This is a genomic window from Empedobacter sp. R750, from assembly GCF_030324345.1.
GTDB classification, from domain to species: Bacteria; Bacteroidota; Bacteroidia; order Flavobacteriales; family Weeksellaceae; genus Empedobacter; species Empedobacter falsenii_C.
Genome location: NZ_JACAGF010000014.1, coordinates 41268 through 67423, shown reverse-complemented (window position 1 = coordinate 67423; position 26156 = coordinate 41268). Strand labels below are relative to the sequence as shown.

General features: G+C 32.2%; 26 protein-coding genes. 15 read left to right on the top strand and 11 right to left on the bottom strand.

The window, feature by feature from the left end:
* The first annotated feature begins 6 nt into the window (after window positions 1-6).
* Window positions 7-537 (top strand): ExbD/TolR family protein, encoded by a 531-nt coding sequence (locus tag HXZ74_RS13600; protein ID WP_114999087.1) that lies wholly within the window; start codon window positions 7-9, stop codon window positions 535-537.
* 32 nt (window positions 538-569) lie between these two features.
* The gene (locus HXZ74_RS13595; RefSeq protein WP_114999088.1) at window positions 570-1517 is read left to right on the top strand and encodes a hypothetical protein; all 948 of its coding nucleotides are present in this window, start codon (window positions 570-572) and stop codon (window positions 1515-1517) included.
* A 187-nt stretch (window positions 1518-1704) separates the two neighbouring features.
* Here HXZ74_RS13595 and HXZ74_RS13590 read toward each other — a convergent pair whose 3' ends face one another.
* Both HXZ74_RS13590 and argB read right to left on the bottom strand, forming a co-directional pair.
* A complete protein-coding gene (locus HXZ74_RS13590) occupies window positions 1705-2772 on the bottom strand; it encodes a M20 family metallo-hydrolase (RefSeq protein ID WP_114999090.1) in 1068 nt (355 codons plus the stop codon).
* Window positions 2766-3533 carry an acetylglutamate kinase gene (gene argB / locus HXZ74_RS13585; RefSeq protein WP_114999092.1) on the bottom strand — a complete coding sequence of 256 codons (768 nt, stop codon included), beginning with the start codon at window positions 3531-3533 and terminating at the stop codon, window positions 2766-2768. The genes HXZ74_RS13590 and argB overlap by 7 nt, the downstream gene beginning before the upstream one ends.
* A gap of 251 nt (window positions 3534-3784) precedes the next feature.
* On the opposite strand from argB, the gene HXZ74_RS13580 reads away from it, so the two are divergent.
* The 8 genes from HXZ74_RS13580 to carB all read left to right on the top strand — a co-directional run bounded on the left by HXZ74_RS13580 (window position 3785) and on the right by carB (window position 13039).
* Window positions 3785-4363, top strand: coding sequence for a GNAT family N-acetyltransferase (locus HXZ74_RS13580; RefSeq protein WP_038336858.1), 579 nt, complete (start codon window positions 3785-3787; stop codon window positions 4361-4363).
* A 70-nt stretch (window positions 4364-4433) separates the two neighbouring features.
* The gene (locus tag HXZ74_RS13575) at window positions 4434-4886 is read left to right on the top strand and encodes an arginine repressor (protein WP_286475837.1); all 453 of its coding nucleotides are present in this window, start codon (window positions 4434-4436) and stop codon (window positions 4884-4886) included.
* Between the two features lie 7 nt (window positions 4887-4893).
* On the top strand, window positions 4894-6075 hold the full coding sequence (argG, locus tag HXZ74_RS13570; RefSeq protein ID WP_125350294.1) for an argininosuccinate synthase: 1182 nt from the start codon (window positions 4894-4896) through the stop codon (window positions 6073-6075).
* A 93-nt stretch (window positions 6076-6168) separates the two neighbouring features.
* Window positions 6169-7155: an N-acetyl-gamma-glutamyl-phosphate reductase gene (gene argC / locus HXZ74_RS13565; protein ID WP_286475835.1), complete on the top strand. Its 987-nt coding sequence runs from the start codon at window positions 6169-6171 to the stop codon at window positions 7153-7155.
* A 34-nt stretch (window positions 7156-7189) separates the two neighbouring features.
* On the top strand, window positions 7190-7552 hold the full coding sequence (locus HXZ74_RS13560) for a four helix bundle protein (protein ID WP_286475833.1): 363 nt from the start codon (window positions 7190-7192) through the stop codon (window positions 7550-7552).
* A 27-nt stretch (window positions 7553-7579) separates the two neighbouring features.
* Window positions 7580-8716, top strand: a complete 1137-nt coding sequence (locus HXZ74_RS13555; protein ID WP_286475831.1) for an aspartate aminotransferase family protein — start codon at window positions 7580-7582, stop codon at window positions 8714-8716.
* Window positions 8709-9797, top strand: a complete 1089-nt coding sequence (gene carA, locus HXZ74_RS13550; protein WP_280050114.1) for a glutamine-hydrolyzing carbamoyl-phosphate synthase small subunit — start codon at window positions 8709-8711, stop codon at window positions 9795-9797. Before HXZ74_RS13555 ends, carA begins: the two co-directional genes overlap by 8 nt.
* 11 nt (window positions 9798-9808) lie before the next feature.
* Window positions 9809-13039 carry a carbamoyl-phosphate synthase (glutamine-hydrolyzing) large subunit gene (gene carB, locus HXZ74_RS13545; protein WP_286475829.1) on the top strand — a complete coding sequence of 1077 codons (3231 nt, stop codon included), beginning with the start codon at window positions 9809-9811 and terminating at the stop codon, window positions 13037-13039.
* Between the two features lie 103 nt (window positions 13040-13142).
* On the opposite strand, the gene HXZ74_RS13540 is transcribed toward carB, so the two are convergent.
* The 5 genes from HXZ74_RS13540 to HXZ74_RS13520 form a co-directional block, all read right to left on the bottom strand.
* A complete protein-coding gene (locus HXZ74_RS13540; RefSeq protein WP_286475827.1) occupies window positions 13143-14177 on the bottom strand; it encodes a DUF3667 domain-containing protein in 1035 nt (344 codons plus the stop codon).
* Between the two features lie 210 nt (window positions 14178-14387).
* Window positions 14388-15008 (bottom strand): hypothetical protein, encoded by a 621-nt coding sequence (locus HXZ74_RS13535; RefSeq protein ID WP_280063036.1) that lies wholly within the window; start codon window positions 15006-15008, stop codon window positions 14388-14390.
* A gap of 96 nt (window positions 15009-15104) precedes the next feature.
* Window positions 15105-15812, bottom strand: a complete 708-nt coding sequence (locus tag HXZ74_RS13530) for a hypothetical protein (RefSeq protein WP_125350289.1) — start codon at window positions 15810-15812, stop codon at window positions 15105-15107.
* Window positions 15813-15872: 60 nt separating this feature from the next.
* Window positions 15873-16595, bottom strand: coding sequence for a tRNA threonylcarbamoyladenosine dehydratase (locus HXZ74_RS13525; RefSeq protein WP_280063035.1), 723 nt, complete (start codon window positions 16593-16595; stop codon window positions 15873-15875).
* Between the two features lie 14 nt (window positions 16596-16609).
* Window positions 16610-17266: a TatD family hydrolase gene (locus tag HXZ74_RS13520; protein ID WP_286475826.1), complete on the bottom strand. Its 657-nt coding sequence runs from the start codon at window positions 17264-17266 to the stop codon at window positions 16610-16612.
* 73 nt (window positions 17267-17339) lie between these two features.
* Here HXZ74_RS13520 and HXZ74_RS13515 point away from each other — a divergent pair, with 73 nt between their 5' ends.
* Complete coding sequence (locus HXZ74_RS13515) at window positions 17340-18743, top strand: DHA2 family efflux MFS transporter permease subunit (RefSeq protein WP_286475853.1); 1404 nt, start codon at window positions 17340-17342, stop codon at window positions 18741-18743.
* 15 nt (window positions 18744-18758) lie between these two features.
* Window positions 18759-19019, top strand: a complete 261-nt coding sequence (locus HXZ74_RS13510) for a CPCC family cysteine-rich protein (RefSeq protein WP_260392410.1) — start codon at window positions 18759-18761, stop codon at window positions 19017-19019.
* Window positions 19020-19072: 53 nt separating this feature from the next.
* On the opposite strand, the gene HXZ74_RS13505 is transcribed toward HXZ74_RS13510, so the two are convergent.
* On the bottom strand, window positions 19073-20113 hold the full coding sequence (locus tag HXZ74_RS13505) for an asparaginase (protein WP_114999109.1): 1041 nt from the start codon (window positions 20111-20113) through the stop codon (window positions 19073-19075).
* Window positions 20114-20339: 226 nt separating this feature from the next.
* Between HXZ74_RS13505 and HXZ74_RS13500 the strand changes: the two genes are divergently transcribed.
* Window positions 20340-21740 carry a phage integrase SAM-like domain-containing protein gene (locus HXZ74_RS13500; RefSeq protein WP_286475824.1) on the top strand — a complete coding sequence of 467 codons (1401 nt, stop codon included), beginning with the start codon at window positions 20340-20342 and terminating at the stop codon, window positions 21738-21740.
* 440 nt (window positions 21741-22180) lie between these two features.
* Here the strand turns inward: HXZ74_RS13500 and HXZ74_RS13495 are convergent, their stop codons facing one another.
* The 3 genes from HXZ74_RS13495 to HXZ74_RS13485 all read right to left on the bottom strand — a co-directional run bounded on the left by HXZ74_RS13495 (window position 22181) and on the right by HXZ74_RS13485 (window position 23546).
* On the bottom strand, window positions 22181-22774 hold the full coding sequence (locus tag HXZ74_RS13495; RefSeq protein WP_114999115.1) for a recombinase family protein: 594 nt from the start codon (window positions 22772-22774) through the stop codon (window positions 22181-22183).
* Between the two features lie 177 nt (window positions 22775-22951).
* The gene (locus tag HXZ74_RS13490; RefSeq protein WP_114999117.1) at window positions 22952-23242 is read right to left on the bottom strand and encodes a hypothetical protein; all 291 of its coding nucleotides are present in this window, start codon (window positions 23240-23242) and stop codon (window positions 22952-22954) included.
* The gene (locus HXZ74_RS13485) at window positions 23232-23546 is read right to left on the bottom strand and encodes a hypothetical protein (protein ID WP_114999118.1); all 315 of its coding nucleotides are present in this window, start codon (window positions 23544-23546) and stop codon (window positions 23232-23234) included. Before HXZ74_RS13485 ends, HXZ74_RS13490 begins: the two co-directional genes overlap by 11 nt.
* 1154 nt (window positions 23547-24700) lie before the next feature.
* Between HXZ74_RS13485 and HXZ74_RS13480 the strand changes: the two genes are divergently transcribed.
* Together HXZ74_RS13480 and lysM are read left to right on the top strand one after the other, a co-directional pair.
* The gene (locus tag HXZ74_RS13480; protein WP_038336839.1) at window positions 24701-25537 is read left to right on the top strand and encodes a hypothetical protein; all 837 of its coding nucleotides are present in this window, start codon (window positions 24701-24703) and stop codon (window positions 25535-25537) included.
* Between the two features lie 63 nt (window positions 25538-25600).
* Complete coding sequence (lysM, locus tag HXZ74_RS13475; protein WP_038336838.1) at window positions 25601-26056, top strand: peptidoglycan-binding protein LysM; 456 nt, start codon at window positions 25601-25603, stop codon at window positions 26054-26056.
* Window positions 26057-26156: the final 100 nt, after the last annotated feature.

Genomic DNA, 26156 nt, shown 5'->3' with positions numbered 1-26156 from the left:
TAGAAAATGGCACAAATAGAAAGTCACGATGACGGTGGCGGAAAGAAAGTCCGTTCCAAAAAGAATTCGACGAAAGTCGATATGGCTCCTTTGGTTGATTTAGGTTTCTTATTAATTACTTTCTTTATGTTTGCAGCGACATCGATCAAACCAAACGTAATGAACTTGAATATGCCTCCGAAGATTCCGAAGGAAGCTCCTAAACCGGACGTTGAAATTAAGTTACAAAACTCTTTAACAATTCTTATTACAAAGGATAATAAATTGTTTTGGCACCAACAAGAAGAGGCAAGTTTAAATACTAGTAATTTAAATGAGACTGATTACTCTAAAATTCGTGAAGTTATTACAACTGCACAAAGTAGAGCTTTAGATAAAGATAAGTTTACAGTAATTATCAAACCAATGGATGATGCTACGTATGATAATTTAGTAACTATCTTAGATGAAATGGAGATTACGAAATCTACAAAATACGGTATCGTACCAGTTGCACCTTTTGAACAAAAAGTGTACGACGAGAAAGTAGGTAAATAATTAGTTTAATTGTTAAATTTAAAAGAATTAAAATGTCAGAAAATAACAACAAACTAAAATCCTTAGACGAGATAGTATTTGAAGGTAGAAATAAAGCGTACGGAGCTTATGACATGAGAATGTCTGAGAAAAGTACATTATTGAAAGCTTTCATTCGTGGATTTATAGTAATAGCGATTTTAGCTTTTGGTCTTATTGCATCTGCAACAGGAATGTTTAGTAGCAAAAAGACAGAAGATGTAGTCGTAGACGTACAACTTGAAGATTTAAATATCCCTGAACCTCCAAAAGAGGAAGAAGTGGTAGAACCAGAACCAGAGCCAGAACAACAAGAGAATCATTATCAAGAAGAGACAGCTCAGGTAAAAATGGTTATTCCAGAACCTAAAGCTCAACCTAAAAAAGAAGAAACTATTCCTGATGTTAAGGAAACAGTGAACAAAGATTTAGGTTTAGAAAATAGAGAAGGAAAAGAATCTAAAGGACAAGATGGTGGTGGACCGGTTAATTTAAACCCAGAAGCTCCTAAAAATACAGTTCAAACTCCTAAAACAGAGGATAAAGGTGAAAAACCTGCTGCTCCTTCTACAGTAACTGCTCGTACAGCGGCTGTAATGGCAGTATATCCTGGATGTGAGAAAGATGCTGCAAAAGGTAAACAAGCTGCAACAGACTGTTTATCTAAAAAGTTATCACAAGATTTACAAGACGAGTTGCAAGATTTTGCGAATGACGCTGCTGGTCAAGGTTTATCTGGTGTAGTAGCTGCTAAACTTTCTTTCCAAATTGACACTGATGGTAGAATCGTTGGAATTTCTCCAATGGGTGATGCTAAGTTAGGTCCTGAAGCTAAAAAAGCTTTAGAGCGTATTACACAACGTCAACAAAAAAGAGGGAAAACGATCAAACCTGCTCAAACAGAAGATGGTCGTGCTGCGAAGTTGAATTTCAACATTCCAGTTAAAATGCAAATTGAGTAAGACTTAATTTCATATATAAAAAAGAGGCTAAAATTAATTAGCCTCTTTTTTTGTGTTTAATTTTTAGAACACATCTTTATGTTTTAATAAAATCCGCGCAGGTTTAATTTTATAAGATTTCATAAAATTAAAAAGCATCTTCAATTGAATGAAGATGCTTTTTTGATTATAAGAGTTTATTATTAATTTAAAACGTAAAGCCTTTTAATAAACTTGTGTATCGCTCAATTCCGTGTTCTATTTCTGATAAATAAATATATTCGTCAGGAGTATGAGAACGAGCAGAATCTCCAGGTCCCATTTTTACCGTTTCGAAATTCATCATTGCTTGATCTGACATCGTTGGTGAACCATAAGTTGTACAACCTAATTCGATTCCTTTTTGTACAATTGGATGATTTTCTGAAATACGTGAAGAATTTAAACGCAATGAACGTGCTTTAACTTCTGCTTTTGGCAAACAACTTGAAATAATATCAACAACTTCTTGATTTGAATATAATTCGTTTACACGACAATCTACAACCAAACGACATTCATCAGGAACTACATTGTGTTGTTTTCCTGCTTCAATTTGTGTAACCGTCATTTTTACTGGTCCTAACATATCAGAAACTCTTTCGAATTGATAAGTTTTGAACCAATTCATCACATCAATTGCTTCGTAAATAGCATTTACACCTTCATTTCTTGCAGCATGTCCAGTTTTTCCTTTTACATTTACGTCCATCACAACCAAACCACGTTCTGCAATTGCCATGTCCATTTGCGTAGGTTCTCCTACAATTCCCAAATCAATTTTTGGTAGATTCGGTAAAATACTTGCAACATTCAATTGGCCTGAACTTTCTTCTTCAGCCGTAATTGCGACAATCAGATTAAATGGTAAATCATCATTCAAGAAATTGATATAAGTTGCCAATAAACTTACCGCAGAAGCTCCTGCATCGTTACTTCCCAAACCTACTAATTTATCGCCTTCTATCGTTGCTTTCAATGGATCATACGTCCAAGAAGAACCAAATTTTACCGTGTCGTGATGAGAGTTTAATAAAATTGTTTTTTTGTTCTCATCAAAATTTGGATGAATACTCCAAACATTGTTATTCTGACGATGAGCCGTTGCACCATGATCAGTTAAAAACTTGAAAATAATATCGGCCGTTTTATCTTCTTCACTCGAAAAAGATTGAGTTTCGATTAATTGACACAACAAATCGACAGCTTTCTTTTTGAGAACAGCTAATTCTAACATAAAATTGTTTTAATCTCTGAGTTAATGTTTCGCGCGTGTACCAAACATACATTTTTTACACCCGCATTGATTACTTTGAATGAATTGTCTAATTTCGGAATCATTCCTTCGAAAATTACACCTTCTTCTTTTAACTGCAAATATAAAGTTTCGTTAATTTTTGGGATCAATGTTGTGTCATCATTTACATCACGAAGTACACCAATTTTATCAAAACAGAAATTTAACTCTACTTCATTTTCTTGTGACATTGCAACCGCAATTGTAGAGGCAATAGTATCTGCATTTGTGTTCAACAATTGTCCATTTCCGTCATGTGTAATTGCACAAACAACAGGCGTAATATTGTTGTCAATTAATAATTGAAATAATTCTTTGTTGACGCTTTTATCATTCAAATCTCCAACAAAACCATAATCAATAGTTTTTACAGGACGCTTAGAACCTTTGATTGCATTACCATCTGCACCCGATAAACCTAATGCATTGCATCCAAATTCTTGCAATTTAGAAACGATAGATTTGTTCAAATTTCCGGCATATAATCCTGTCACAACATCCAATGTTGGTTTGTCTGTGATGCGACGACCTTCGATCATTTTAGGCTCGATTCCCAATTGATTTAACATCTTCGAAGCACCTTTTCCTCCACCATGAACCAAAATTTTTGGTTCTTTAATTTCGGAAAACGTTTGTAGGAATTGCTCTAAGTCTTGCTCGTTATCGATAATTCCGCCTCCTATTTTAATAATTTTCAACATTTTAATAAATATGTAAATTTTGTTTGCTTTTTTTTGGTGATACAAAAATATAATATTTAACTTTGCATCTCAGTATAATAACTGAATATCTTGTTGATTAATGGAAGAAATTACTGAAATTGTTCTTCTCAATTATGAGAGTAGCTTTCGCAATGAAAGCGCACCTTTTGCTTCTCATATTTTACTTAAGTGTGATGACAAAAGGTCATCTTTTCTCAATTCCTCTTTATTAATCGACTTTCCCTTAAATTATGTATGTTAGAATAGCAAATGCAGATGATGCCAAGTACACAGAATTGTTGTGCGAATGGTACGAAGAATCAGCTCGTATGAGAAAAACGGGTATTGCTAAACGAAATCCAGTTTATCTTGAACGCAAAATGCGTAATGGAAATGCTGTGATTGCTTTTGATGATGATGATCAAATAGCAGGGTTTAGCTACATAGAAACGTACGAAGAAGAAAAATTCGTCGTAAACTCAGGTTTAATTGTTCGTACAGATTTAAGGAGTTCAGGAATTGGACGCGAAATAAAACATGCTGTTTTTGAATTGTCACGTACAAAATTCCCGAAATCAAAAATCTTTAGTATTACAACTTCTTTAGCTGTAATGCGTATGAACACAAAATTAGGATACAAGCCAGTAACATTTTCGGAATTAACACAATCGGATGAATTTTGGAATGGATGTAAAAGTTGTAAAAACTATCACATCTTGATGGAAAATGATCGCGAGCGTTGTATTTGTACAGGATTGGTTTATGATAACCTTGATGACGAGTACGCTAAGCGCGCATTGGCAAATCAATCAAAAAAAGAAGATGAATAAATATACGAACTAAGGTTTTTTTTTGTCTAAAATGAGTATATTTGCATAAAATTTCGAATAAATATTCAAAATGAGTAATAAAAAATACAGATTCCAGATTATAAAAGATTTAATAACAGATCAAGAAATAAGTAATCAAGACGAATTATTAAAAAAATTAATCGATTTAGATATCTCCGTTACTCAAGCAACTTTATCGAGAGATTTGCGCGAATTGAAAGTTTCAAAAGTTCCTAATAGTTCGGGACAATACATTTATCGCCTTACAGAAAGTGTTGCGCCAACGGCAACTGTTACACATAACGAAAATGCAAGTTTGATTTTCTCTAAAAATTTGGGAGTTATCAAAACAAAACCAGGTTATGCAAACAGAATTGCTTTTGAGATTGACAACACACATTTCAATACTATAATTGGAACAATAGCTGGAGACGATACAGTATTAATCGTAATGAAAGAAGAGAGTAGCCGAGAAGAGGTTACCAATGAATTAAGAAGAATTATTCCCAATATAAACAAATAAACAAACAATGAGCAACAAAGCAGTTTTAGCTTACAGTGGAGGTTTAGATACATCGTACTGTTTGGTTAACTTAACAAAAGATCAAGGAATGGAAGTGCATACAGTAATTGTAAATACTGGTGGATTTTCTGCAGAAGAGTTAAAAGATATCGAAGCACGTGCCTACGAATTAGGATCTTCTAAACACGTTACAATTGATATTACAGACAAATATTACAACGATTGTGTTCGCTACTTAATCTACGGAAACATCTTGAAAAATAACACTTATCCATTATCAGTAAGTGCAGAACGTATGTTTCAATCAATTGCAATTGCTCAGTATGCAAAAGATGTAGATGCAGAATACATTGTACACGGATCTACAGGAGCAGGAAACGATCAAATTCGTTTTGATGTTGCTTTTGCAGTTATTTCACCACAATCTAAAATCATCACACCAATTCGCGACGAAAAATTATCTCGTCAACAAGAGGTTGAATATTTACAAGCAAATGGTGTAAACTATAGTTGGGAAAAAGCTAAATACTCTATTAACAGAGGAATTTGGGGAACATCTGTTGGAGGAGTTGAAACATTAACATCTAACCAAGCATTGCCAGAAGAAGCTTATCCAACACAATTATCAAGAACAGAACCATCTGTTATAGAAATTGAATTTGAGAAAGGTATTCCAGTAGGTTTAGATGGAGAAAAATTATCGCCAGTAGCTTTAATTCAAAAATTAAACGAAATCGGTGGTGAATATGCAATTGGTCGCGATATCCACGTAGGAGATACAATTTTAGGTATCAAAGGACGTGTAGGTTTCGAAGCGCCAGCAGCTTATTTATTAATCAAAGCACACCACTTATTAGAAAAACATACACTTACAAGATGGCAATTGTTGCACAAAGATTCGTTATCAAATTGGTACGGAACTTTATTGCACGAAGCACAATACTTGGATCCAGTAATGCGTGATATCGAAGCATTCTTAGAATCTTCTCAAAATCATGTAACAGGAAAAGTGAAAGTACAATTAAATCCTTATCATTTCTCAATGATTGGAATCGAATCGCCTTATGATATGATGCAATCAAAAGTCGCTACTTATGGAGAAGAAAACGAAGCTTGGGACAGTAGAGATGCAAGAGGTTTCATCAAAATATTCGGTAATCAATTAAAGATTGTTCATAGTTTCGATTAATTGATTCTTTAAAGTGGATTCCAACGAGTCCACTTTATTTTAGAAATATAGTAGAGGTATTTTACCTTAAAAAACACGCGCAAAACATAACAAATGACAAACAAAATTAACGTAAGCATTGTAGGAGGTGCTGGCTACACAGCAGGCGAATTGCTAAGAATATTGATACATCATCCGATGGTTAATATTTCGTCTGTGTACAGTACATCAAATGCAGGCAACCCCGTTACCAAAGTGCACGACGATTTGTTTGGAGAAACTGACATCGTATTTTCGGATAAAATAGACGAAAATGCTGATGTCGTTTTTTTATGCCTTGGTCACGGAAAATCGGCAGAGTTTTTACAAAACAATAAATACTCAGCCAACACAAAAATTATTGATTTGAGCAACGATTTTCGATTAAATGCGAACCACATTTTCGAAGATAGAACGTTTGTTTACGGTTTACCAGAATTAGACCGCGAAGCAATCAAAACAGCTCAAAATATTGCAAATCCAGGTTGTTTTGCAACAGCTATTCAATTAGCATTGTTACCATTGGCAGCGAAGAATGAAATCAAAAATGATATTCACATCAATGCTGTAACGGGTTCTACAGGTGCCGGACAAAGTTTATCTGCTTCTACGCACTTTAGTTGGCGAAATAATAACGTTTCTTTCTACAAAGAATTTACGCATCAACATGAAGGAGAAATTTACCAAACATTGAATCAATTAGAAAAAGATTTCAATAACAAAGTATATTTCTTACCAATGCGAGGAGATTTTGCGCGCGGAATTTTAGCAGGTGTTTATTTAAAATCTGATTTATCAGAAGAAGAAGCAAAAAATATCTTCAACGAATATTACAAAAACGAACCTTTTACACATGTTTCTGATGCTCCAATTGCACTGAAACAAGTTGTAAATACAAACAAATGTTTTTTACACGTACAGAAGCAAGATGATGTATTGTTAATCACTTCTATCATCGATAATCTCACAAAAGGAGCTTCTGGACAAGCAGTAGAAAACATGAACTTGATGTTTGGTTGGGAAGAAAACTTAGGACTTAATCTTAAAACAATTGCGTTTTAGGACGTTTAAGGCCAAAAGCTTAACGGTAAACGATATGCAAGATTTTAGGAACATAAAAGTTTGGAATGAATCTCATCAACTTACTCTGAAAGTTTATGAAATAACTTCTGAATTTCCTAAATCTGAGATGTTTAATTTAACTTCTCAATTAAGAAGAGCTTGTGTATCTATCCCGAATAATATAGCAGAAGGTTGTGGTAGAAATTCGGACAAAGATTTTTTACCATTCCTCCATATCTCTTTAGGTTCTACAAATGAAACGCTTTATTTATTGATTTTATCAAAAGATTTGAAATTGATAACAGAAGAAATATTTAAAGAATTTGAAGATAAAGTTGAAAAAATAAAAGCGATGTTATTAGCTTTTATTAAAACAATTAATAATCGTTTAGCGTAAACCGTTAAACGTAAAACTTAAACAAAAATGAAACTATTCGACGTATATCCATTAATGAATGTAACTCCGGTTAAAGCTAAAGATTGTATTCTTTGGGACGAGAACGGAAAAGAATATTTAGACCTTTATGGAGGTCACGCAGTGATTTCTATCGGTCACTCTCATCCATATTATGTTGAGAAATTAACAGAACAAATTAATAATATCGGGTTTTATTCAAACTCAGTTAATATTCCGATTCAGCAAGAATTGGCAGAGAAATTAGGTAAAGCATCAGGTTACGAAGATTATACTTTATTCTTAATCAATTCTGGAGCTGAAGCTAACGAAAATGCTGTGAAATTAGCGTCTTTTCATACAGGAAAAGATCGTGTAATTGCGTTCAAAGATGCGTTTCACGGACGTACTTCTGGAACGGTAGCTTTAACAGATAATCCAAAAATTGTTGCGCCTTTCAATGCTCATCACAAAGTATCTTTCGTAGAATACAATATTGATGAAGTGAAAGAAGTAATCGCTGGAGGAGATGTTGCTGCAGTAATTTACGAACCAATTCAAGGAGTTGGAGGAATTATTTTACCTTCTGACGAATTTATACAAGAATTAAGAAAAGTTTGCACAGAAAACGGAGTGGTTTTAATCGCAGATGAAATTCAATGTGGTTATGGACGCTCTGGAAAATTCTTTGCGCATCAACATTCAGGGATCAAAGCAGATTTGATAACAATGGCAAAAGGAATGGGGAACGGATTTCCAATCGGTGGAGTTTTAATCTCTCCAGAATTTAAAGCTTCTTACGGATTATTAGGAACTACTTTCGGAGGAAATCATTTAGCTTGTGCTGCTGCAGTGGCCGTTTTAGATGTGATTGAGCAAGAAAGCTTAATCGAAAATGCAAAAGAAATTGGAGAATATGTTGGAATCCAATTAAATAAATTTCCAAAAATTAAAGAAGTTCGTGGTCGAGGATCAATGATTGGTATCGAGTTTGATTTCCCAATCGGCGAATTAAAAAACAACTTAGTTACAAAACACAATATTTTTGTAGGCTACGCTGGTACAAACGTTATTCGTTTATTGCCACCTTTAACAGTAACAAAACAATACATAGATAAATTCATATCAGCTTTAGAAACTGAAATTAACATTATCATCAATGGATAAGACAGTAAAATTAGTATTCCAAGACGGATTAGAAATCGAAGGAAAATCTTTCGGTGCGTATACTTCTGCCGCAGGAGAAGTAGTATTCAACACAGCTTTGGTTGGATATAATGAAAGTTTGACTGACCCTTCTTACAAAGGGCAGATTATGGTGATGACAGCTCCAATGATCGGTAACTACGGTGTTCCTGATGATAAAGCAATGATTAATGAAATTGAAGCTTGGATGGAATCGAACCAAATTCAAGTAACTGGATTGGTTGTTTCTTATTATGCTGATGATTATTCGCATTGGAACGCTATTCAAAAATTAGGAGCTTGGTTAGAAAGTCAAAATATCCCTGGTATTTATGGCGTTGACACACGTATGATTACAAAAAAATTACGTGAACAAGGTTCTACTTTAGGAAAAATTGTTGCTGATACAGATGTTGCATATTACGATCCAAACGAAGATAATTTAGTAGATCAAGTTTCTTGTAAAGAAGTAATTCGTTACAACGAAGGTGCTGATATCAAAATTGTTTTGATTGATTGTGGGGTGAAAAATAATATCATCCGTTGTTTTGTAAATCGTGATGTTGAGGTAATTCGAGTTCCTTGGGATTATGATTATTCAACATTAGAATATGATGGATTATTTATCTCGAATGGACCTGGTGATCCTGCTTTATGTATTCCTACAATTAATAATATTAAAGAATCTTTGAAAGCAGATAAACCAATTTTCGGAATTTGTTTAGGAAATCAATTGGTAAGTTTAGCGGCTGGTGCATCTACTTTTAAATTAAAATACGGACACCGTTCGCACAATCAACCTGTACAATTAGTTGGAACAAAAAGATGTTTTATTACATCTCAAAACCACGGTTTCGCAGTAGATGATTCAAAATTACCAGAAGGATTCAAAACATTCTTTACGAACTTAAATGATGGTACGTGTGAAGGAATTCGTCACGAATCAAAACCAATCTTTACAGTTCAATTCCACCCAGAAGCAATGGGAGGACCAGTTGATACAGAATATTTATTTGATGAATTCATCGAAGAAGTAAAAAAATATAAAAACGCAAACGCATAATCAGAATCACGATGTTAAAAAAAGATATTAAAAAAGTATTAGTATTAGGATCAGGAGCATTAAAAATTGGTCAAGCTGGTGAGTTTGATTACTCTGGTTCGCAAGCGTTAAAAGCGTTAAAAGAAGAAGGAATTAAAACAGTTTTAATTAATCCAAATATTGCAACTGTTCAAACTTCTGAAGGTATTGCAGACGAAGTTTATTTCTTACCTGTAACACCTTACTTTGTAGAAAAAGTAATTCAAAAAGAAAAACCAGACGGAGTTTTAGTTGCCTTTGGTGGACAAACTGCCTTAAACTGTGCGGTTGAGTTGAACAAAGAAAATATTTTCGAGAAATATGGTGTTGAAGTTTTAGGAACTCAAATTCCTGTAATCGAAGCAACGGAAGACCGTGATATTTTTATCGAAAAATTAAATCAAATTGGAGTTTTAACAGCTCGTTCAGAAGCGGTAGAAACTGTTGCTGATGCAATGGAAGCTGGTAAACGAATTGGTTTTCCATTAATCATCCGTGCAGCATACGCTTTAGGAGGTTTAGGTTCTGGTTTCGCAAATAACGAAGAAGAATTATTAGATTTAGTTGAAAAAGCATTCAATTATTCTTCTCAAGTTTTGGTGGAAGAATCATTAAAAGGTTGGAAAGAGATCGAGTACGAAGTAGTTCGTGACTCTTACGATAACTGTATCACAGTTTGTAACATGGAGAACTTCGATCCAATTGGAGTTCATACGGGAGAGTCAATCGTTATTGCGCCTTCTCAAACTTTATCAAATTCAGAATATCACAAATTACGTGAAGTTGCAATTCGTACAATTCGTCACCTTGGCGTAGTTGGAGAGTGTAATATTCAGTATGCTTTCGATACAGTTTCTGAGGAATATCGTGTAATTGAGGTGAACGCTCGTTTATCTCGCTCGTCAGCTTTGGCGTCAAAAGCAACAGGTTATCCTTTGGCTTTTGTGGCTGCTAAATTGGCTTTAGGTTATTCTTTGGATGAGTTGAAAAATAGTGTAACGCAAACGACATCTGCGATGTTCGAGCCAGCGTTAGATTACTGTGTAGTGAAATTGCCTCGTTGGGATTTAAATAAATTCTACGGAGTTCGTCGTAACATCGGTTCTGCAATGAAATCTGTTGGAGAAGTAATGGCAGTTGGACGTTCTTTTGAGGAAGCAATTCAGAAAGGAGTTCGTATGTTAGACATCGGACACAGAGGTTTCGTAGCAAATGGATTCAAAATTCCAGAAGGAGAATCGTTGGATACATGGTTAGCTGAACCAAATGATGAGCGTTTATATGCGATTACAGAAGCTTTTAAAGCAGGATATTCGATTGAAAAAATTCATGATTTAACGAAAATCGATTTATGGTTTCTACAACGTTTAGAAAGAATTTTTAATGTATCAAAAGAATTTGAAGCATTAGAAAGATTTGAACAAGTTGAAGCTGATTTAGTAAAACGTGCAAAATTATTAGGATTCTCGGATCAACAAATTGCAGTTTTAGTAAAAGGAGATCAAAACATACACAGAAACGAATTAACGGTTCGTGAATTACGTAAAAACTTCGGAATTAAACCTGTTGTAAAACAAATTGATACGTTAGCAGCAGAATTCCCTGCACAAACAAATTATTTATATGTAACCTACCACGGAACTGAAAATGATTTGACACCAGAAACAGAAAAAGCAGTTTGTATTTTAGGATCTGGAGTTTACCGTATCGGTTCGTCTGTAGAGTTCGACTGGTGTTCTGTAAATGCAGCGCACACAGCGTCTAAAAATGGTTATAAAACAATTATCATCAACTATAATCCAGAAACGGTTTCAACAGATTATGATGAGTCAGATCGTTTATACTTCGAAGAATTATCTTTTGAACGTGTAATGGATATTTTAGATTTTGAACAACCTGAAGGAACAATTATTTCGACAGGAGGTCAAATTCCAAATAACTTAGCGATGAAATTGTACGATCAATCAATCAATATTTTAGGAACTTCTCCTTTAAGAATTGATGATGCAGAAAATCGTCACAAATTCTCAGAAATATTAGATGAATTAGGAATCGATCAACCACGTTGGAAAGAGCTTTCTTCTTTAGAAGCGATTCACAAATTTGTGGAAGAAGTTAATTTCCCAGTATTGATTCGTCCTTCTTATGTTTTATCTGGAGCTGCGATGAATGTAGTTTCAAATACGCATGAGTTAGATGCTTTCTTGAAATTAGCAAAAGAAGTTTCTCCTGATTATCCAGTTGTTGTTTCAGAATTCGTACAAGGCGCAAAAGAAATTGAGTTGGATGCAGTTTGTCAAAATGGAGAAATTGTAGATTACGCAGTTTCTGAACACGTAGAATTTGCGGGAGTTCACTCAGGAGATGCAACAATGTATTATCCACCACAAAAAGTGTACATCGAAACAATTCGTCAAATGCGTAAAGTTGCAGCGAAAATTGCAAAACGTTTCGAAATTTCTGGACCAATGAACATTCAGTTTTTATCAAAAAATAATACAGTTCGTGTTATCGAAACTAATATTCGTGCTTCTCGTTCGTTTCCATTCGTATCGAAAGTTGCAGGAAATAATTTAATCGAAAAAGCAACAAAAGTTTTATTAGGATTAGAAGTAGAAAAAGGACATTCAGAAGTCGTTTACGATTTAGATTATGTAGGAGTGAAAGCTTCTCAGTTCTCATTTACACGTTTAGCAGGAGCAGATCCAGTTTTATCAGTAGACATGTCTTCGACAGGAGAAGTTGGATGTATCGGTGATACAGCGGAAGAAGCTTTATTAAAATCAATGCTATCTGTTGGATATGAAATTCCTGAGAAAACAGTTTTAATTTCTGGTGGACCAATTGCTTCTAAAGTTGCTTTATTAGAACCAGCGAAACAATTAATCGCAAAAGGTTACAAAATTTATGCAACAGAAGGAACGCACAAATTCTTTACAGAAAATGATGTGTATTCTACGCTTGTTTACTGGCCTTCTGATAAAAAAGAGCCAAATGTAATGTCTTATTTACATGACAAGAAAATTGATATGGTGATCAACATTCCGAAAAACTTAACAAAAGCGGAATTAGACAACGATTATCAAATTCGTCGTACAGCAGTAGATTTCAATATTCCGTTGGTTACAAATGCACGTTTAGCTTCGGCTTTCATCAATGCATTTACAAAATTATCGATGGATGATTTAAAAATCAAAACTTGGAACGAATACCGTAATAAATAGAAATTAGAATCTAGATATTAGAAATTAGAAAGCCTCGCAAATGCGAGGCTTTTTTATATTGTTGTTTTTGAATTTGTCATTCTGAAGTGTCGAGGCATCTTTATCAAGCATGAAGAAATGAATACAAAATAATTCCAATAACAATTATTGAGAAAATAAACGTATTAATTCCTAAAAGTATAACACCTTTAATTGTTGTAATGATAAATCCTTGGTTATAGAGTTTTTTCAGCGCAAGGAAAAAGTAAACAATAAGATATAAAACAATCAATGTATTAATTAAAGCTATTATGGCTGATACAGCATTACTATCAATATAATCTGAAAGTTTATTCAAAAGAAAATAAACTAAAATAGATAAAAGAATTACCGTAAAATAATGCAGTGTAAAAATTCCGTGATCAAAATACCACCATTTCTTTTTGTTGTAAAAAATCCATAAGAAGAAAGCAAACAAAGGCATGTATACAAACAAAACTTTCGGAATGACATGCAAAGATTTCTCAACAATAGCTTCTCCTAATTGTTCATCAGAAACCTTTCTTTTTCTTAACTCTTGGTATTTTTCAATAAAGGGAGATAATATTGGAACGTTATTTTTTACTTCAGATTGCAAGTTTTCAATAGATTCATCATTTACTTCTTCTAAAGAATTTATGTTTTTATTCTTTTCAAATTCAGATTTTATTTTTGCACCTTGTTCAACAGTAGCGAATCCTTTGTTTTGTAAAGTGTCTATTGTTGCATTAACTGCCTTTTGAATTTTTTCAGTATTTTCTATTGATATAGGCTCATTGGAAGTGTCATTATATTCAGTTTTATGAGAAGGAAAAATTGAGATAATAAAAAACGTTACAAAACTGACAAAAATGTACATCTTCACCGGATTAACAGAACTATTTCTTTTACCACTTAAATATTCTTTGGTTAAAACTCCTGGTTTCAAAAATAGTTTTTTGATCGTTTGCCAAAAACTTCCATCGTAATGAATAAAATCTTCGATAAAGTGTGTAAATAAAAAGTGAAACGGTTGACGTGTTTCTACATTTTCTTGTCCGCAATGTGTGCAATAATGTTCTTCTACGTAATGTCCACAATTTTGGCAATTATGATCTTCTCTTAGTTTTCCGTGACTCATGTGTTAATTCTTAGTGATGATAAATCTATAAAAAGATTATTTATTTTGAAATAACCACGAAGAAATATTTGATTAAATATAGATTAAGAAAATAGCTTTTTTGTCTTTTTGATTTTGTTAAGAAATCTCTAGAAGATTCTTCACCTCGCTATTGCTTCGTTCAGAATGACAATTGAGTCTATGTCATTCCGACAAAGGAGGAATCTAAATTTATTTTCTTTTTCTAAAATTGAAGAATAAACTAATAGTCAATAAAAATCCTAAAAGACTTAAACCTATCCAATAATATTTATTTCTTTTTTCGGCTGATAATTTATACAATTCAAACTCTTTTTGGATTAAATTCTCTTTACTTGAATTTGGAGGAGGCGGAATATTAAGAGTGTTTTTTTTCAGATATTCTTTACTAAGTTTTTCTAATTCTTCTAATTCAGATTGTTCAACAAATTTTAAATCAGAAGTTCTTGTACAAATATTTGTATAGATGCTAAAATCTGTGATAAATCCATAAATTAAATAGGTTTCATTTAATTCGAAGTTACTTCCACAACCTCCAAACATTGATGAGGCAGGTGTGTAAATAGTTGTATAATATTTTTGTTTTTTATTTGTAATATCTATATTTTTTTTGAAATTTTTCTCGATTTCAAATGTATAAGCAAAAACAGGATTTGAAGAATAATCATAAAGAGTTGTATCAATTTTAATGACTTTTCCTATTATAATTTCATCAAATTCATCAAATGAATTTTTAACAGATGGAAATTCTCCACAACTACAACCAAATGTAAAAGTTGAGAATAAGAATATGAAAGTAAAAAAGTATTTCATTCAAATTAGTGTTTCCTCTAATTTACAATATTTATCTAAACAAAAAATCCACTTCAACAGAAGTGGATTTTTTTATTTCTTGTAAAAATAGTTGGCTTAAAACTCAGCAAAAAAAGCTTCTACTTTTTCTACACCGTTTGCGTCTAAGGCTTCAACCAATTCTTTTTTGATTTCAGTTAATTCTTTCTTTTTCGCTTTTTTCAAAACTGGTTTTGCAGTTTCTAAAAAGTTTTCGATTTGTTCTAAACCACGAGAACTTAAGAATTTTTCGTCTGTTTTTTTCAATTTAGCATAAACTTGTACCAACATTCTACATTGTTCCAAGGCTAAAACGTATTCTTTTACAGTTTCTAACGTAATCATGTAATGCAACATCAATTGTACTGAAGGCATATTACGTTGATGACCAAATTTCGTGTATTTTTCTAATGCAATTCCAAAAGATTCTTTACTACGTTCGATATTTTTATTTAAAGCTGCAGAAATCACAACGTTAAACCAATCGTCCGAATTATCAGAGTTTTGAGCGATATCGAAAAATGCATTATCCGCATTCTCAAAATCTTGTAAACTATAATATGATAACGCAATTAATTTCTTTGCATCGTACAATTGTTTTGGGTCTTTTGCATCCAATAAACCTTCACAAATTTTGATACACATCTCGAAATTGCTGTTTCCAAATAAATCTCTCGCAGTATTCAACAACGAATTAGTCGCATTCTGTTCCAACGCTTGCTCGTACATAAATTGACGCGCTCTCAAAACATCCTCGTATGTGATATAATCGTAATTGATTTTCATTTTTTTCGTCTCTTTGTTAATTCGCAACTAAATTAATTAAATCTTTAAGAAAGTACTTAATTATTTATCTTTTTTTAATAAATGTCGAATCACTGTTTCTGCCGCATGCAACCCGAATAAACCAGGCATCCACGAATTAGTTCCGTAAAACGATTTTTTATAATTTTTTCCGTCAGTTAATTTAACCGAAGATTCATCAGGAACTTCTGTCGAAAAAACAGCTTTTACACCTTTATTAATTCCTTCTTTTTTTAATCGTTTTCTAACATTTTTTGCCAACGGACAAACATCTGTTTTGCTAATGTCACGCACTTGTACTTTGCTTGCCAAATATTTTCCACCAGCGCCCATATTGCTGATTACTTTAATTTTTTTGCGTTTTGCAGCTAAAATCAAATTAATTTTCGGTGTTACAGAATCGATGCAATCTAACACATAATCAAAATCAGTTGTTACGATTTCGTGTGTACGTTCTGGACTCAAAAATTCGTTAATACGTGTTAATTCTAATTCAGGATTTATATCCATCAAACGATCACCTACCACATCTACTTTGTGTTGTCCAACTGTCGAATGCAAAGCGGGCAATTGTCGGTTAATATTTGTAATGTCAACAGTATCGCCATCAACAATAGTCATTTTTCCAACTCCTGCGCGTGCAATAAATTCTGCGGCAAAAGAGCCAACTCCACCTAAACCAACAACTAAAATGTTCGAATTTTTTAGGATTTCTAAACCTTCTTCTTTGAATAATAATTCAGCTCTTTCTTGCCAAACTGCCATTGAAATGTATTTTATTATGATTGAACTTCGTAACCGAAAACTGTTTTCCAATTTTCTGCTTGTTGAAGTTGTAATTCCTCGATTGTAATTTTTCTCAAATCTGCTGCAAAAGTATAAATTTCTTCAATAGAAATTTCGCTTGCATCATTTTCCAAAAAGAATTGATTTGCAGAAAGATTTGCAAATATAATTTGTAAGTTTTTGTTTGATAGAAGATTTTTACCAAAAGATGCAAAACAATTTTGCGCAATAATTTGATTGAGTAATTGCTCATTCTTATTGAAACCATGAAAAATAAACGGAATCGTCAATTTCATTTGTTTTCGAATGTGTAAAATTTCTTGATAAGCGCGAACCGAATGTATAATGACTGGAAGTTGATGTTGGGTTGCAATTTCTAATTGTTTTTCAAAAACATTGATTTGTAATTCAAAATCTGTTTCGCACAATTTATCCAATCCAATTTCCCCAATCGCCAAACAGTTTTTATTCGAAATAGTTTGATTGATAATTTCGATTTCTTCCTCTATTGATGAGGTATTGATGTAAGCTGGATGAATCCCAACCGAAAATAATTTTGCTTCATTATTCAACTCATTTGGAAACTGATTATACAATTCCAAAACATCTGTTTGATGAGCTAAATGATGTGTATGCGCGTTGAGAAACATAGTTCAAATTTAATCTTTTTCAATGATTTTTCGAAATGTTAAAATAGGAATAGAATTTGCTGTAGGAATTTCAATGAATTCAGATCATATTTTAAGTCCAAAAATGTTGAAGTTTTTGCCATGGCTTGGTGCGATGGCAATTTTTATGCAAGCTTTGGACGCTACAATTTTAAATACTTCTTTACCTACAATCGCAAAAGAATTAGGAAAATCGCCTTTGGAAATTCAGTCGATTATCGTTGCGTATACATTAACAATAGCTTTATTAATTCCTCTGAGTGGTTGGCTTTCGGATAAATATGGAACGAAAAAAGTTTTTCAATCAGCGATATTGATTTTTACACTTGGATCCACACTTTGTGCGTTTGCGACAACTTTGCCTTTTTTAGTGATTTCACGCGTCATACAAGCGATTGGAGGATCGATGATGGTTCCCGTTGTGCGTTTAGCAATTTTGTATGCTTATCCAAAAAGTGAATTATTAAAAGTGATAAATTTTATCACCATTCCAGGATTAATAGGTCCACTTCTTGGACCAACAATTGGAGGTATTTTGGTTGAAACTTTATCGTGGCATTGGATTTTTATTGTGAATATTCCTTTTGGAATAGTAGCACTTTGGATGACGACTTTTGCGATTCCTGATTTTAAACATCCAGTTTTTAAATTTGACATCAGAGGCTTGATTCTTTTTAGTGGAGGAGTTACGGTGTTAACATTGATTATGGAATTGACATCTTCTCGTGTGATTGGCTTGCAAACCGTCATTGCATTGACATTGGTTTCTGCCTTTTTGATTGGGTTGTATATTTATCATGCAAAACATAAACAACATCCTTTAATCGATTTGAATTTGTTTAACATCAGAACTTTGCGAATTGGTATTATAGGAAATCTTATTACACGATTAGGAATTGGAGGAATGCCTTTTCTTATTCCGCTTTTGTTGCAAGTTGGTTACGGATATTCGGCTACTGTAGCGGGATTGATTATGATTCCGTCCGCAGCAAGTAATATTATAGCAAAATCTTTTGTTGTACCAATTGTGAATAAATTTGGTTATCGAAATACGTTGATTTCTAATACAATTATTTTAGGATTAATCATTTGTCTATTTTATTTTCTACAATCCGAATCACCAATTTATTATATCATTCCGTTAATGGTTTTGAATGGATTTTTTAGTTCGATACAATTTACAGCAATGAATACCTTGTCTTTAGCTGATTTGGACGAAAATACATCCAGCGAAGGAAATAGTTTATTGTCGGTTACACAACAATTATCGTTAACTTTTGGAATTTCTGTAGCCGCATTAATTTTAGGCGTTTTTAGACAAGCAGGATTTGTAAATGGAGTAGAAGTGCAAGCTTTCCGTTATTCATTTTTGACGATGGGTGTGATGACAATTTTATCAACTTACATCTTTTTCAAATTAAGAGAATCTGATGGCGCTTCGATGTCGGGAAAAAAATAAATGCTATCTTAGTTTATGATGACAAATAAAGAAGGAAAATATCAATGTCCATGTTGTGAATGTTTTACATATTCAGAGAAACCAATTAATACTTTTCAATTATGTGAAGTATGTTTTTGGGAAGATGATGGAATTCAATTTGATGATCCTTTGTATGAAGATGGTGCAAATAAAGTATGTTTAGAGCAAGCGAGAAAAAATTTTCAAGAGTTTGGAGCTTCGGAGAGAATATTCTTAGATTCAGTTCGTCAACCTTTTGAAGATGAAAAATATTAAAACGAAAAAATCTCTACCAAGTAGAGATTTTTTCGTTTTATATGAATTTACAATTAGTCATTGTAAAAATGATGGCGAAGTTCACCTTTTAAGTTTGTTTCGTATTGTGTTTTAAATTCTTCTTTCGAAAGATTTTGACCTAATAAATAAATAGCTTTTGTAATTGCAGCTTCCATTGTCAAATCATAACTCGAAATTGCTCCCATATTTAGTAACGCATCACTTGTTGCATAACGTCCAAGTTCTACCATTCCACCCGCACATTGCGTGTTGATAATAAGATGAACTCCTTTATTCGTTACTTCTTCCAACAATTCGATAAACCAATCATCAGTAAAAATATTTCCTGTTCCGAAAGCTTCAATAATAAAAGCTTTCATATTTGGAGCGTTCAAAACACTTTCGATAAAAGAACGATTCATTCCAGGAAAAATCTTCAAAACACCAACATCAGCATTTAGATCTTTGTTGATAGAAAGTTTATCTGTCACAACATTTTTTAACAACAAATCTTCTTTCACTTCCAAATGAACACCAGAAACTCCAATCACTGGATAATTCGGCGATTCGAAAGCATCAAAGTTTTCTGCATTAATCTTAGTTGTTCTATTCGCACGGAACAATTTATATTCAAAATACACGCAAACTTCTTTGATAATTGGTTTATCATTTTTGCGTAATGAAGCCAATTGAATCGAAGTAATTAAATTTTCTTTTGCATCTGTACGCAAATCTCCAATTGGTAATTGCGAACCAGTGAAAATGACAGGTTTTTCAAGATTATCAATCATAAAACTCATTGCAGAAGCCGTATACGCCATTGTATCTGTTCCGTGTAAAACGACAAAACCATCGTAATTTTCGTAGTTTTGTTGAATGGTTTCGGCAATTTCTATCCAATATTTTGGTTTCATATCAGACGAATCTATCGGTGTATCGAAACTATGATAATCGAAAGAACAATCTAAAAGTCCCAACTCTGGAATTTGTTTCAACAAATTATCAAAATTGAAAGGTTTCAAGGATTGATCTCCATAATCTTTCGCCATTCCAATTGTTCCTCCTGTGTAAATTAATAAAATTTTTGTTTGCATGCGGTTTGATTAATTTCTGGTTAAACTTACATAAATCAAGCTTATAATATTCAAATTTAGTTAGTTGTAACTTTATTAATGTTAGTTAAATAATTGAAACTAGGTCAAGGATAATCCTTTTTAAGACAGTTTTGGACTGTTTATGACATTTAATATCACCCTAGTTCTCACCCTATTTATTGGGTGTAGTTTTGAATTTTAATTTAACAAATATAATGTAAATACTATGATTAATTATCAACTTAAAAGAAAAGATATTTCGAAACCTCAACCAATCTTTGCTTACATCACGGGGGTATTTATTGGCTCTAAAGAACGTTTAAAGATTTCAATCGGAAAATCTATTTTACCGCAAGATTTTGGCGAAGAAATAGATAACTATAAATTTAATAGAGATAGGTTGAATAAATCAAAAAAACCATCAAATCTTATTGTTAAATCAGTTATAGATAAGTTTGAGTTAACTGTAAATCAAGTAGATTTATTTTTTAATTTAATAGATATTAAGCCAACCAGAGAAGAATTTAAAGTAAAATTGTTAGAGTATTTAGGACGTGAAGTAAAAGAAATTAAAGTTACATCAGACAGATTTATTGATTTTATTGAGGATTACATTAATAATGTTAAAAATTTACGAAAAAAAAATATGATGAAAATTAGTGATGATACTATTCGCAATTATTTGAGTATTATTTATCACATAAAAAATTATGAAAAATATAAAGAGAGGGTATTAAATATAAGCGATATAAGCTATGATATTTATAATGATTTTATTGATACAACAGCTCAATTTTCTGTTGAAGAACTAAAAGGAAATAACCGAACAATTAATTGTAGAGTGCATAATAAAGTTTGTAAGTCAAATAATACTATAAGTGTTATAGCATCTCGATTTAGGTTTTTTCTTGAACAAGCGTCTAAACGTGGCTATCAACTACATAAAATACTAAATTTGAGTGATGAAAGACTAGTAATTAATATGCAACCATCATCTAAGGATTATTATTTCTCAAACGAATTTTTAAATAATATTTACAATTATCAACCAAAATCAAAAAGTGCTGTTAAAGGCAAAGATTATATAATGTTAGCATCTACTACAGGGATGAGGTTTCAAGGTGTGAAAAAATTATATGAACAGATACCGCAATTAATTACAACAAATAATGGAAGCTCTTTTTTTATAATAAAGAATAAAGCTAAAAAAACAGGTATAGAGTTGTTAAGCCCACTTATGAAGCCAGCAATAGAAGTGTATGAACGATTGGGAGAGTTCCCTAGGTTATCAACAGCAAATATGGTTAATTATCAAATTCGTGCTTTATTTAGAGAAATGGAATTAGAAAAAAAAGTAACAATGAATTACCATACCTATGGAGATGGTGTTGTCAAAGTAGATAAATTACTTTCTGACGTTGTCAGTTCTCATGACTTGCGAGCAAGCTTCATAACAAATCTTTTAAATTTGCAAGTAGATAGATTTAAGGTTCAAGCGATGACTCATAAGGCAATGAACGACGGCACAGCTTTTTCGGTTTATGATAAACGTTCCGAAATAGATAGGGCTATTGAGTTTTATGAAGCGACTAAGGATATAAATTCTGAATTTTACAGATACAAATAAGGGGCTATTAAGCCCCTTTATTTTTTCTGTGACAACCATTCGATTATTTCGCTTTCTAAATACATTTTCAAATTGGTGTGTTGGCTTCGAGTAAATGGAAGTCCTTTCTTTTCCCAACGTTGAAGTGTTTTTGGTGCGATTCTAAGCTTACTGCATACATCAGCACTGTAAAGTATATCTGTTAGTCTATAGTTGTTTTTGTTTGCCTTTATGGCCATAATTTAAATTTTTTAAGTAAATATCAAAATGCATGTTAAGCACTCGACGTCCCTTAAACAACATAACCACTGCAAATGTATAGTTGTATTTTTTAAGTAAAAAATTGGAAATTAAAAAAGAAATACTTAAATTAAGATGCTGATTTCAAGTAAGTTAATTGAAAATTACAAACTAATTAAGCCTTAATCAATTAACTATTTATTTAAAAAAATAAGGGCTAATTAAGCCCTTAATAATTGTGATATTTTCTGCACCGTTGATTTAGATTTCTTTGTGATTGCTGAGGTTTCTCTTATGCTCATCTTTGAGGTTAAACACTTAACTATGTCGTTATGTTTGTTTAGTAGTTGTTCGGTTGTTTCAGTTGTTCCGATAGTTCTGCCCTTATATACGCCCTTTGCTTTGGCTATTTCGATTCCCTCTAATTGTCTTTCACGTATTTGCTCTCGCTCCATTTCTGCCATTGTGGCCATAATACTTGTAATTAAGCTAAATGCGGCACTTACTTTCATTGTTGGGGTAAACATCTGTAATCCTAACGATTCGACTGTTAATTGTATTCTTTTGGCCTTAAGATATTCGATTGTTGTTAGGATATCCAATTGATTGCGTCCTATGCGGTCAATGTTGTGTATTATTACCTCATCTATTTTGCCTTGTTCAATGTCTTTGATTAGTTTGCTTGCTTGTGGTCTTTCTGCAAATTTAACTGCTCCACTTATTTTGTCGACGTACTGTTTAACATCTGTTGAGGTTGTCTCTTGTCGTCCTGTATTTTGGTCTGTCGTACTAACACGGATATATTTTGCTATCATATTCTTTTTACTGCTTTTAGTGTACCAAATATAGAGTGTGTTATTTTAATAAACAAATTTATTTTTTTGATACGATTTTAGGCACTTTGTTGAGGTTGGTTAATCCTTGAAGTGTATTGCGTTATGAGTATACCCTAAAATTAGTACAGTTGGTTATTTTAAACAAAAAAATGAGGCCTAAACCTCATCTCTTTTATTTTGTTGTAATTCGCTAAATTGTTCTTGTAAATCAATTGACAAATAATTTAGTTCTGCCTCATTATCGAGTGTTCTGTTTTCGTCATAGGCTAAGGCCTTAATTAGTTCTATTTCGTTAATAGTTGTGCTTATGCTTTGTATTCTTTCAGATAAGTTTATTTCTGTTCCAAATGCTTCTTGTGGCGTTGCACGGTAATTGAATTTATGTGACCAACTGTAGTTAGGTTCTTCTTTGGTAAGTGGTGGGAGGTTAAGGTCTTTAAGCTTCATATTTTCTGTTTTTATCGTGTGTTGTGTTTATTTGTTTGTTTTCCTTTGTAATATAGTTAAGCCAACCATTAGCATCGTGAACAGTGTTGATATACCAATTGTTTGAAATATATAAGCTAAGTAATTGTTTTACTGTGTTCTGATTTGCTTCTGCTATACCGTGAATGTGTGGCTGATTATTTGTCTTCTTATACTCTACAGAATAATATATTTCTGTGCCAATTAATGAACTTAGGTAGTCCATTGTTTGATGAATTTCTTTGTTTGATTGTCTAAGATTAAAATCTATTGAAATCGCTATCATATTTGTTATTAAATTATTTAGGTTCAGTTGGTTAATCTGATAATTTGTTATTTAGTTTAGGTATGGTTAACCTATTAGACCCTTGTATATTATAGGCCTTTTTTTACGTCCTTATTCAATCAAAAATCTACGAGCTTAAGTGTGCTATTTTAATTGTTTTATGGACGTTATATTACGATTGTACTATTATAAATATTATTTTAGTAATGAAAGAACAACATTTTTATTAGTGGTTTATGTAGATTGTTTGTAATAAAATGGTCTTCAATGTTTTATAGTTGAAAATATTATTTAAAAAAAATTCCCTACACTCGAAAGCATAAGGAATTACAAATATGATAGTCTTAGGTTGGTTAACCACTACCAACCGTTAGCAGTAATGTAATTGTACTATTTTATTTTGAGAAATTGAAATAATGGGAGTGTTTATTGATGAGGTTAACATATTTTATATTGCTAATAATTATATACTTACACTTTGTTTAGTGTTGTTTATTTGTCTTATTTTGATGAGGTTTTAATTTGTAACCATCTTTATTACAATTAATTAGCTTTATATTTTCCAAAAAATAAAAAAAACCAAAAAAAAATTGAATGAATAGCTGGTGTATACTATTTAAGTCAATGAAAAATAGGTAAAAAATAGTCGGATACATCAACCTTATTTTGATTTACCTAAAAAGCAACTAAAGTACGGGGGAGGGGGTACAAGGAGGTAAGGGGGGATAAAATTAATCCTTATATACTACCTCAAAACAGTTGGTTTCTTGTGCTCTTAATAGCGTGGCTAAAACAGTTTGTCTATATGGCCTTAACTACCTCAAAACAGTTTATTTGTGTAGTCTATATAGTGGACTCGAAACAGTTTATTTATTTATCCTTTTTATACGTTTCAATAACAGTTCGTTTTTATGTTGATTAAAATTAGTTATATATTTGCTAAAGGGAGTATAATAAAAATAAAAAGTACCCTTATTCTTACCCTATTATATTTAATTATTTGTATAACATTGGTTGTGAGTTATTTAGAATATTTGATTAATTTCTGGTTAAAATTAACCATTATAAAAAATCTGTACAACATCTTTTCTTAAACTCCGATATTTTGTAAATTGGATAAATAATTGTGAATATAATTTTAAACTATCAACTTGATGAAACTATTACTTTTAGCCATTACAACTTTGTTAACATCAGCTTATGTTAATGCGCAATCTGACGAAGGATTGTTTGAAGTTGAGTACGAAATGAACGGACAAGAATTGAAATCTTTTGCTTTTTCTACGGATAATTGTGCGCAGAATTTGATTGTAAAATCGTGGGAAAATTGGGTAACGAACAAAGAAGGTTCTTCTGCTTTTCTAAAAAAACACGAAGCGAGTAACATCAAATTCAAAAATTCGCAAGATGTCTATAAATCTGTGATTAGTTTGGTTGATGAAGAAAACGGAAAAACGACCGTGATTAATACATTAACTGATCAAAATGGAATGACATTTAATAGTAATTCGGCAGAGTTTGATAAAATTTATGCTCAACTACAAGATTTAGCGACTAAAACGAAGCAAGGTTGTGTACGAAATGAGTTGAGGCTAGCGAACGAAAATATGATTCGATTGACAAAAGATAACGCTGATGCACAATTGAAAAAAGGAAACTCGATCAAATCATATCTAAAAGATAATAACACCTTATTGAAATTAGAAAGTAAAAAGCAAGCTTTGGGCGATAAATTGGATTTGGTGGTGAATCAATTGGAAAGAGAATCAAATGATAAAGTAACTGATGGCTTGATGAAGAAAAAGATAAAAACAGAAAATTCTTTGCGATCGATAGAAGATCAAGTAGTAACATTGAGCGGAAAAATACAAACTGCCGAAGAGAACGATAAAGGTTTAGACGCAAAAATTAATCAATTAACAAGTCAAATTCAGCAACAACGCTCGATTACAGAAAATTTAAAAAAGAAATATTCATCAATTGCACGATAATTGTTAGAGAAATTATATATTTACTAAATATCAACAAATAAATATTATTAAAATCAACTCGTTATGGGATTATTTTCATTTATCAAAAATGCCGGAGAAAAAGTCTTCGGAGGTGCAGAAACACCAGAAGAAAAAGCAGCTAAAGTACAAGAACAAGTTGCAAAACAAGGATTTGATTTGTCAGGAGTAACTTTTTCTGCTGATGGAGATAAAATTGTAGTAGCTGGACAAGCGTTGGACATCAACGAGAAACAAAAAATTTTAGCAACAGCAGGTAACATTGATGGAGTGGAAGGAGTAGAAGATCAATTAACCTTGAAAACACCTTTAAAAATCGAAATTCCAGATTTATCTAAAACAATGTACACTGTAAAAAGTGGAGATTCTTTATCTAAAATTGCCAAAGAAGTTTACGGAGATCCAATGCAATATCCAAAAATTTTTGAAGCAAACAAACCAATGTTAAAACACGAAGATAAGATTTATCCAGGTCAAGTTTTGTATATTCCTCAGGATTAATACAATAGAAATAAAATATTCACGTTAAAACTCCTACAACCAAATGATTGTAGGAGTTTTATGTTTTTACAGCATGGTTTTTGCGGAATATTTACTCGCA

Excerpts from the sequence above, each read along its gene's own strand:
- HXZ74_RS13580 (WP_038336858.1), top strand. The coding sequence starts at position 3,785 with ATGTATGTTAGAATAGCAAATGCAGATGATGCCAAGTACACAGAATTG.
- HXZ74_RS13575 (WP_286475837.1), top strand. The coding sequence starts at position 4,434 with ATGAGTAATAAAAAATACAGATTCCAGATTATAAAAGATTTAATAACA.
- HXZ74_RS13555 (WP_286475831.1), top strand. The coding sequence starts at position 7,580 with ATGAAACTATTCGACGTATATCCATTAATGAATGTAACTCCGGTTAAA.
- HXZ74_RS13600 (WP_114999087.1), top strand. The coding sequence starts at position 7 with ATGGCACAAATAGAAAGTCACGATGACGGTGGCGGAAAGAAAGTCCGT.
- HXZ74_RS13560 (WP_286475833.1), top strand. The coding sequence starts at position 7,190 with ATGCAAGATTTTAGGAACATAAAAGTTTGGAATGAATCTCATCAACTT.
- HXZ74_RS13590 (WP_114999090.1), bottom strand. The coding sequence starts at position 2,772 with ATGTTAGAATTAGCTGTTCTCAAAAAGAAAGCTGTCGATTTGTTGTGT.
- carB (WP_286475829.1), top strand. The coding sequence starts at position 9,809 with ATGTTAAAAAAAGATATTAAAAAAGTATTAGTATTAGGATCAGGAGCA.
- lysM (WP_038336838.1), top strand. The coding sequence starts at position 25,601 with ATGGGATTATTTTCATTTATCAAAAATGCCGGAGAAAAAGTCTTCGGA.
- HXZ74_RS13510 (WP_260392410.1), top strand. The coding sequence starts at position 18,759 with ATGATGACAAATAAAGAAGGAAAATATCAATGTCCATGTTGTGAATGT.
- argG (WP_125350294.1), top strand. The coding sequence starts at position 4,894 with ATGAGCAACAAAGCAGTTTTAGCTTACAGTGGAGGTTTAGATACATCG.
- HXZ74_RS13595 (WP_114999088.1), top strand. The coding sequence starts at position 570 with ATGTCAGAAAATAACAACAAACTAAAATCCTTAGACGAGATAGTATTT.
- HXZ74_RS13500 (WP_286475824.1), top strand. The coding sequence starts at position 20,340 with ATGATTAATTATCAACTTAAAAGAAAAGATATTTCGAAACCTCAACCA.
- HXZ74_RS13535 (WP_280063036.1), bottom strand. The coding sequence starts at position 15,008 with ATGAAATACTTTTTTACTTTCATATTCTTATTCTCAACTTTTACATTT.
- HXZ74_RS13495 (WP_114999115.1), bottom strand. The coding sequence starts at position 22,774 with ATGATAGCAAAATATATCCGTGTTAGTACGACAGACCAAAATACAGGA.
- HXZ74_RS13515 (WP_286475853.1), top strand. The coding sequence starts at position 17,340 with ATGAATTCAGATCATATTTTAAGTCCAAAAATGTTGAAGTTTTTGCCA.
- HXZ74_RS13540 (WP_286475827.1), bottom strand. The coding sequence starts at position 14,177 with ATGAGTCACGGAAAACTAAGAGAAGATCATAATTGCCAAAATTGTGGA.
- carA (WP_280050114.1), top strand. The coding sequence starts at position 8,709 with ATGGATAAGACAGTAAAATTAGTATTCCAAGACGGATTAGAAATCGAA.
- HXZ74_RS13525 (WP_280063035.1), bottom strand. The coding sequence starts at position 16,595 with ATGGCAGTTTGGCAAGAAAGAGCTGAATTATTATTCAAAGAAGAAGGT.
- HXZ74_RS13485 (WP_114999118.1), bottom strand. The coding sequence starts at position 23,546 with ATGATAGCGATTTCAATAGATTTTAATCTTAGACAATCAAACAAAGAA.
- HXZ74_RS13480 (WP_038336839.1), top strand. The coding sequence starts at position 24,701 with ATGAAACTATTACTTTTAGCCATTACAACTTTGTTAACATCAGCTTAT.
- argC (WP_286475835.1), top strand. The coding sequence starts at position 6,169 with ATGACAAACAAAATTAACGTAAGCATTGTAGGAGGTGCTGGCTACACA.
- argB (WP_114999092.1), bottom strand. The coding sequence starts at position 3,533 with ATGTTGAAAATTATTAAAATAGGAGGCGGAATTATCGATAACGAGCAA.
- HXZ74_RS13530 (WP_125350289.1), bottom strand. The coding sequence starts at position 15,812 with ATGAAAATCAATTACGATTATATCACATACGAGGATGTTTTGAGAGCG.
- HXZ74_RS13490 (WP_114999117.1), bottom strand. The coding sequence starts at position 23,242 with ATGAAGCTTAAAGACCTTAACCTCCCACCACTTACCAAAGAAGAACCT.
- HXZ74_RS13505 (WP_114999109.1), bottom strand. The coding sequence starts at position 20,113 with ATGCAAACAAAAATTTTATTAATTTACACAGGAGGAACAATTGGAATG.
- HXZ74_RS13520 (WP_286475826.1), bottom strand. The coding sequence starts at position 17,266 with ATGTTTCTCAACGCGCATACACATCATTTAGCTCATCAAACAGATGTT.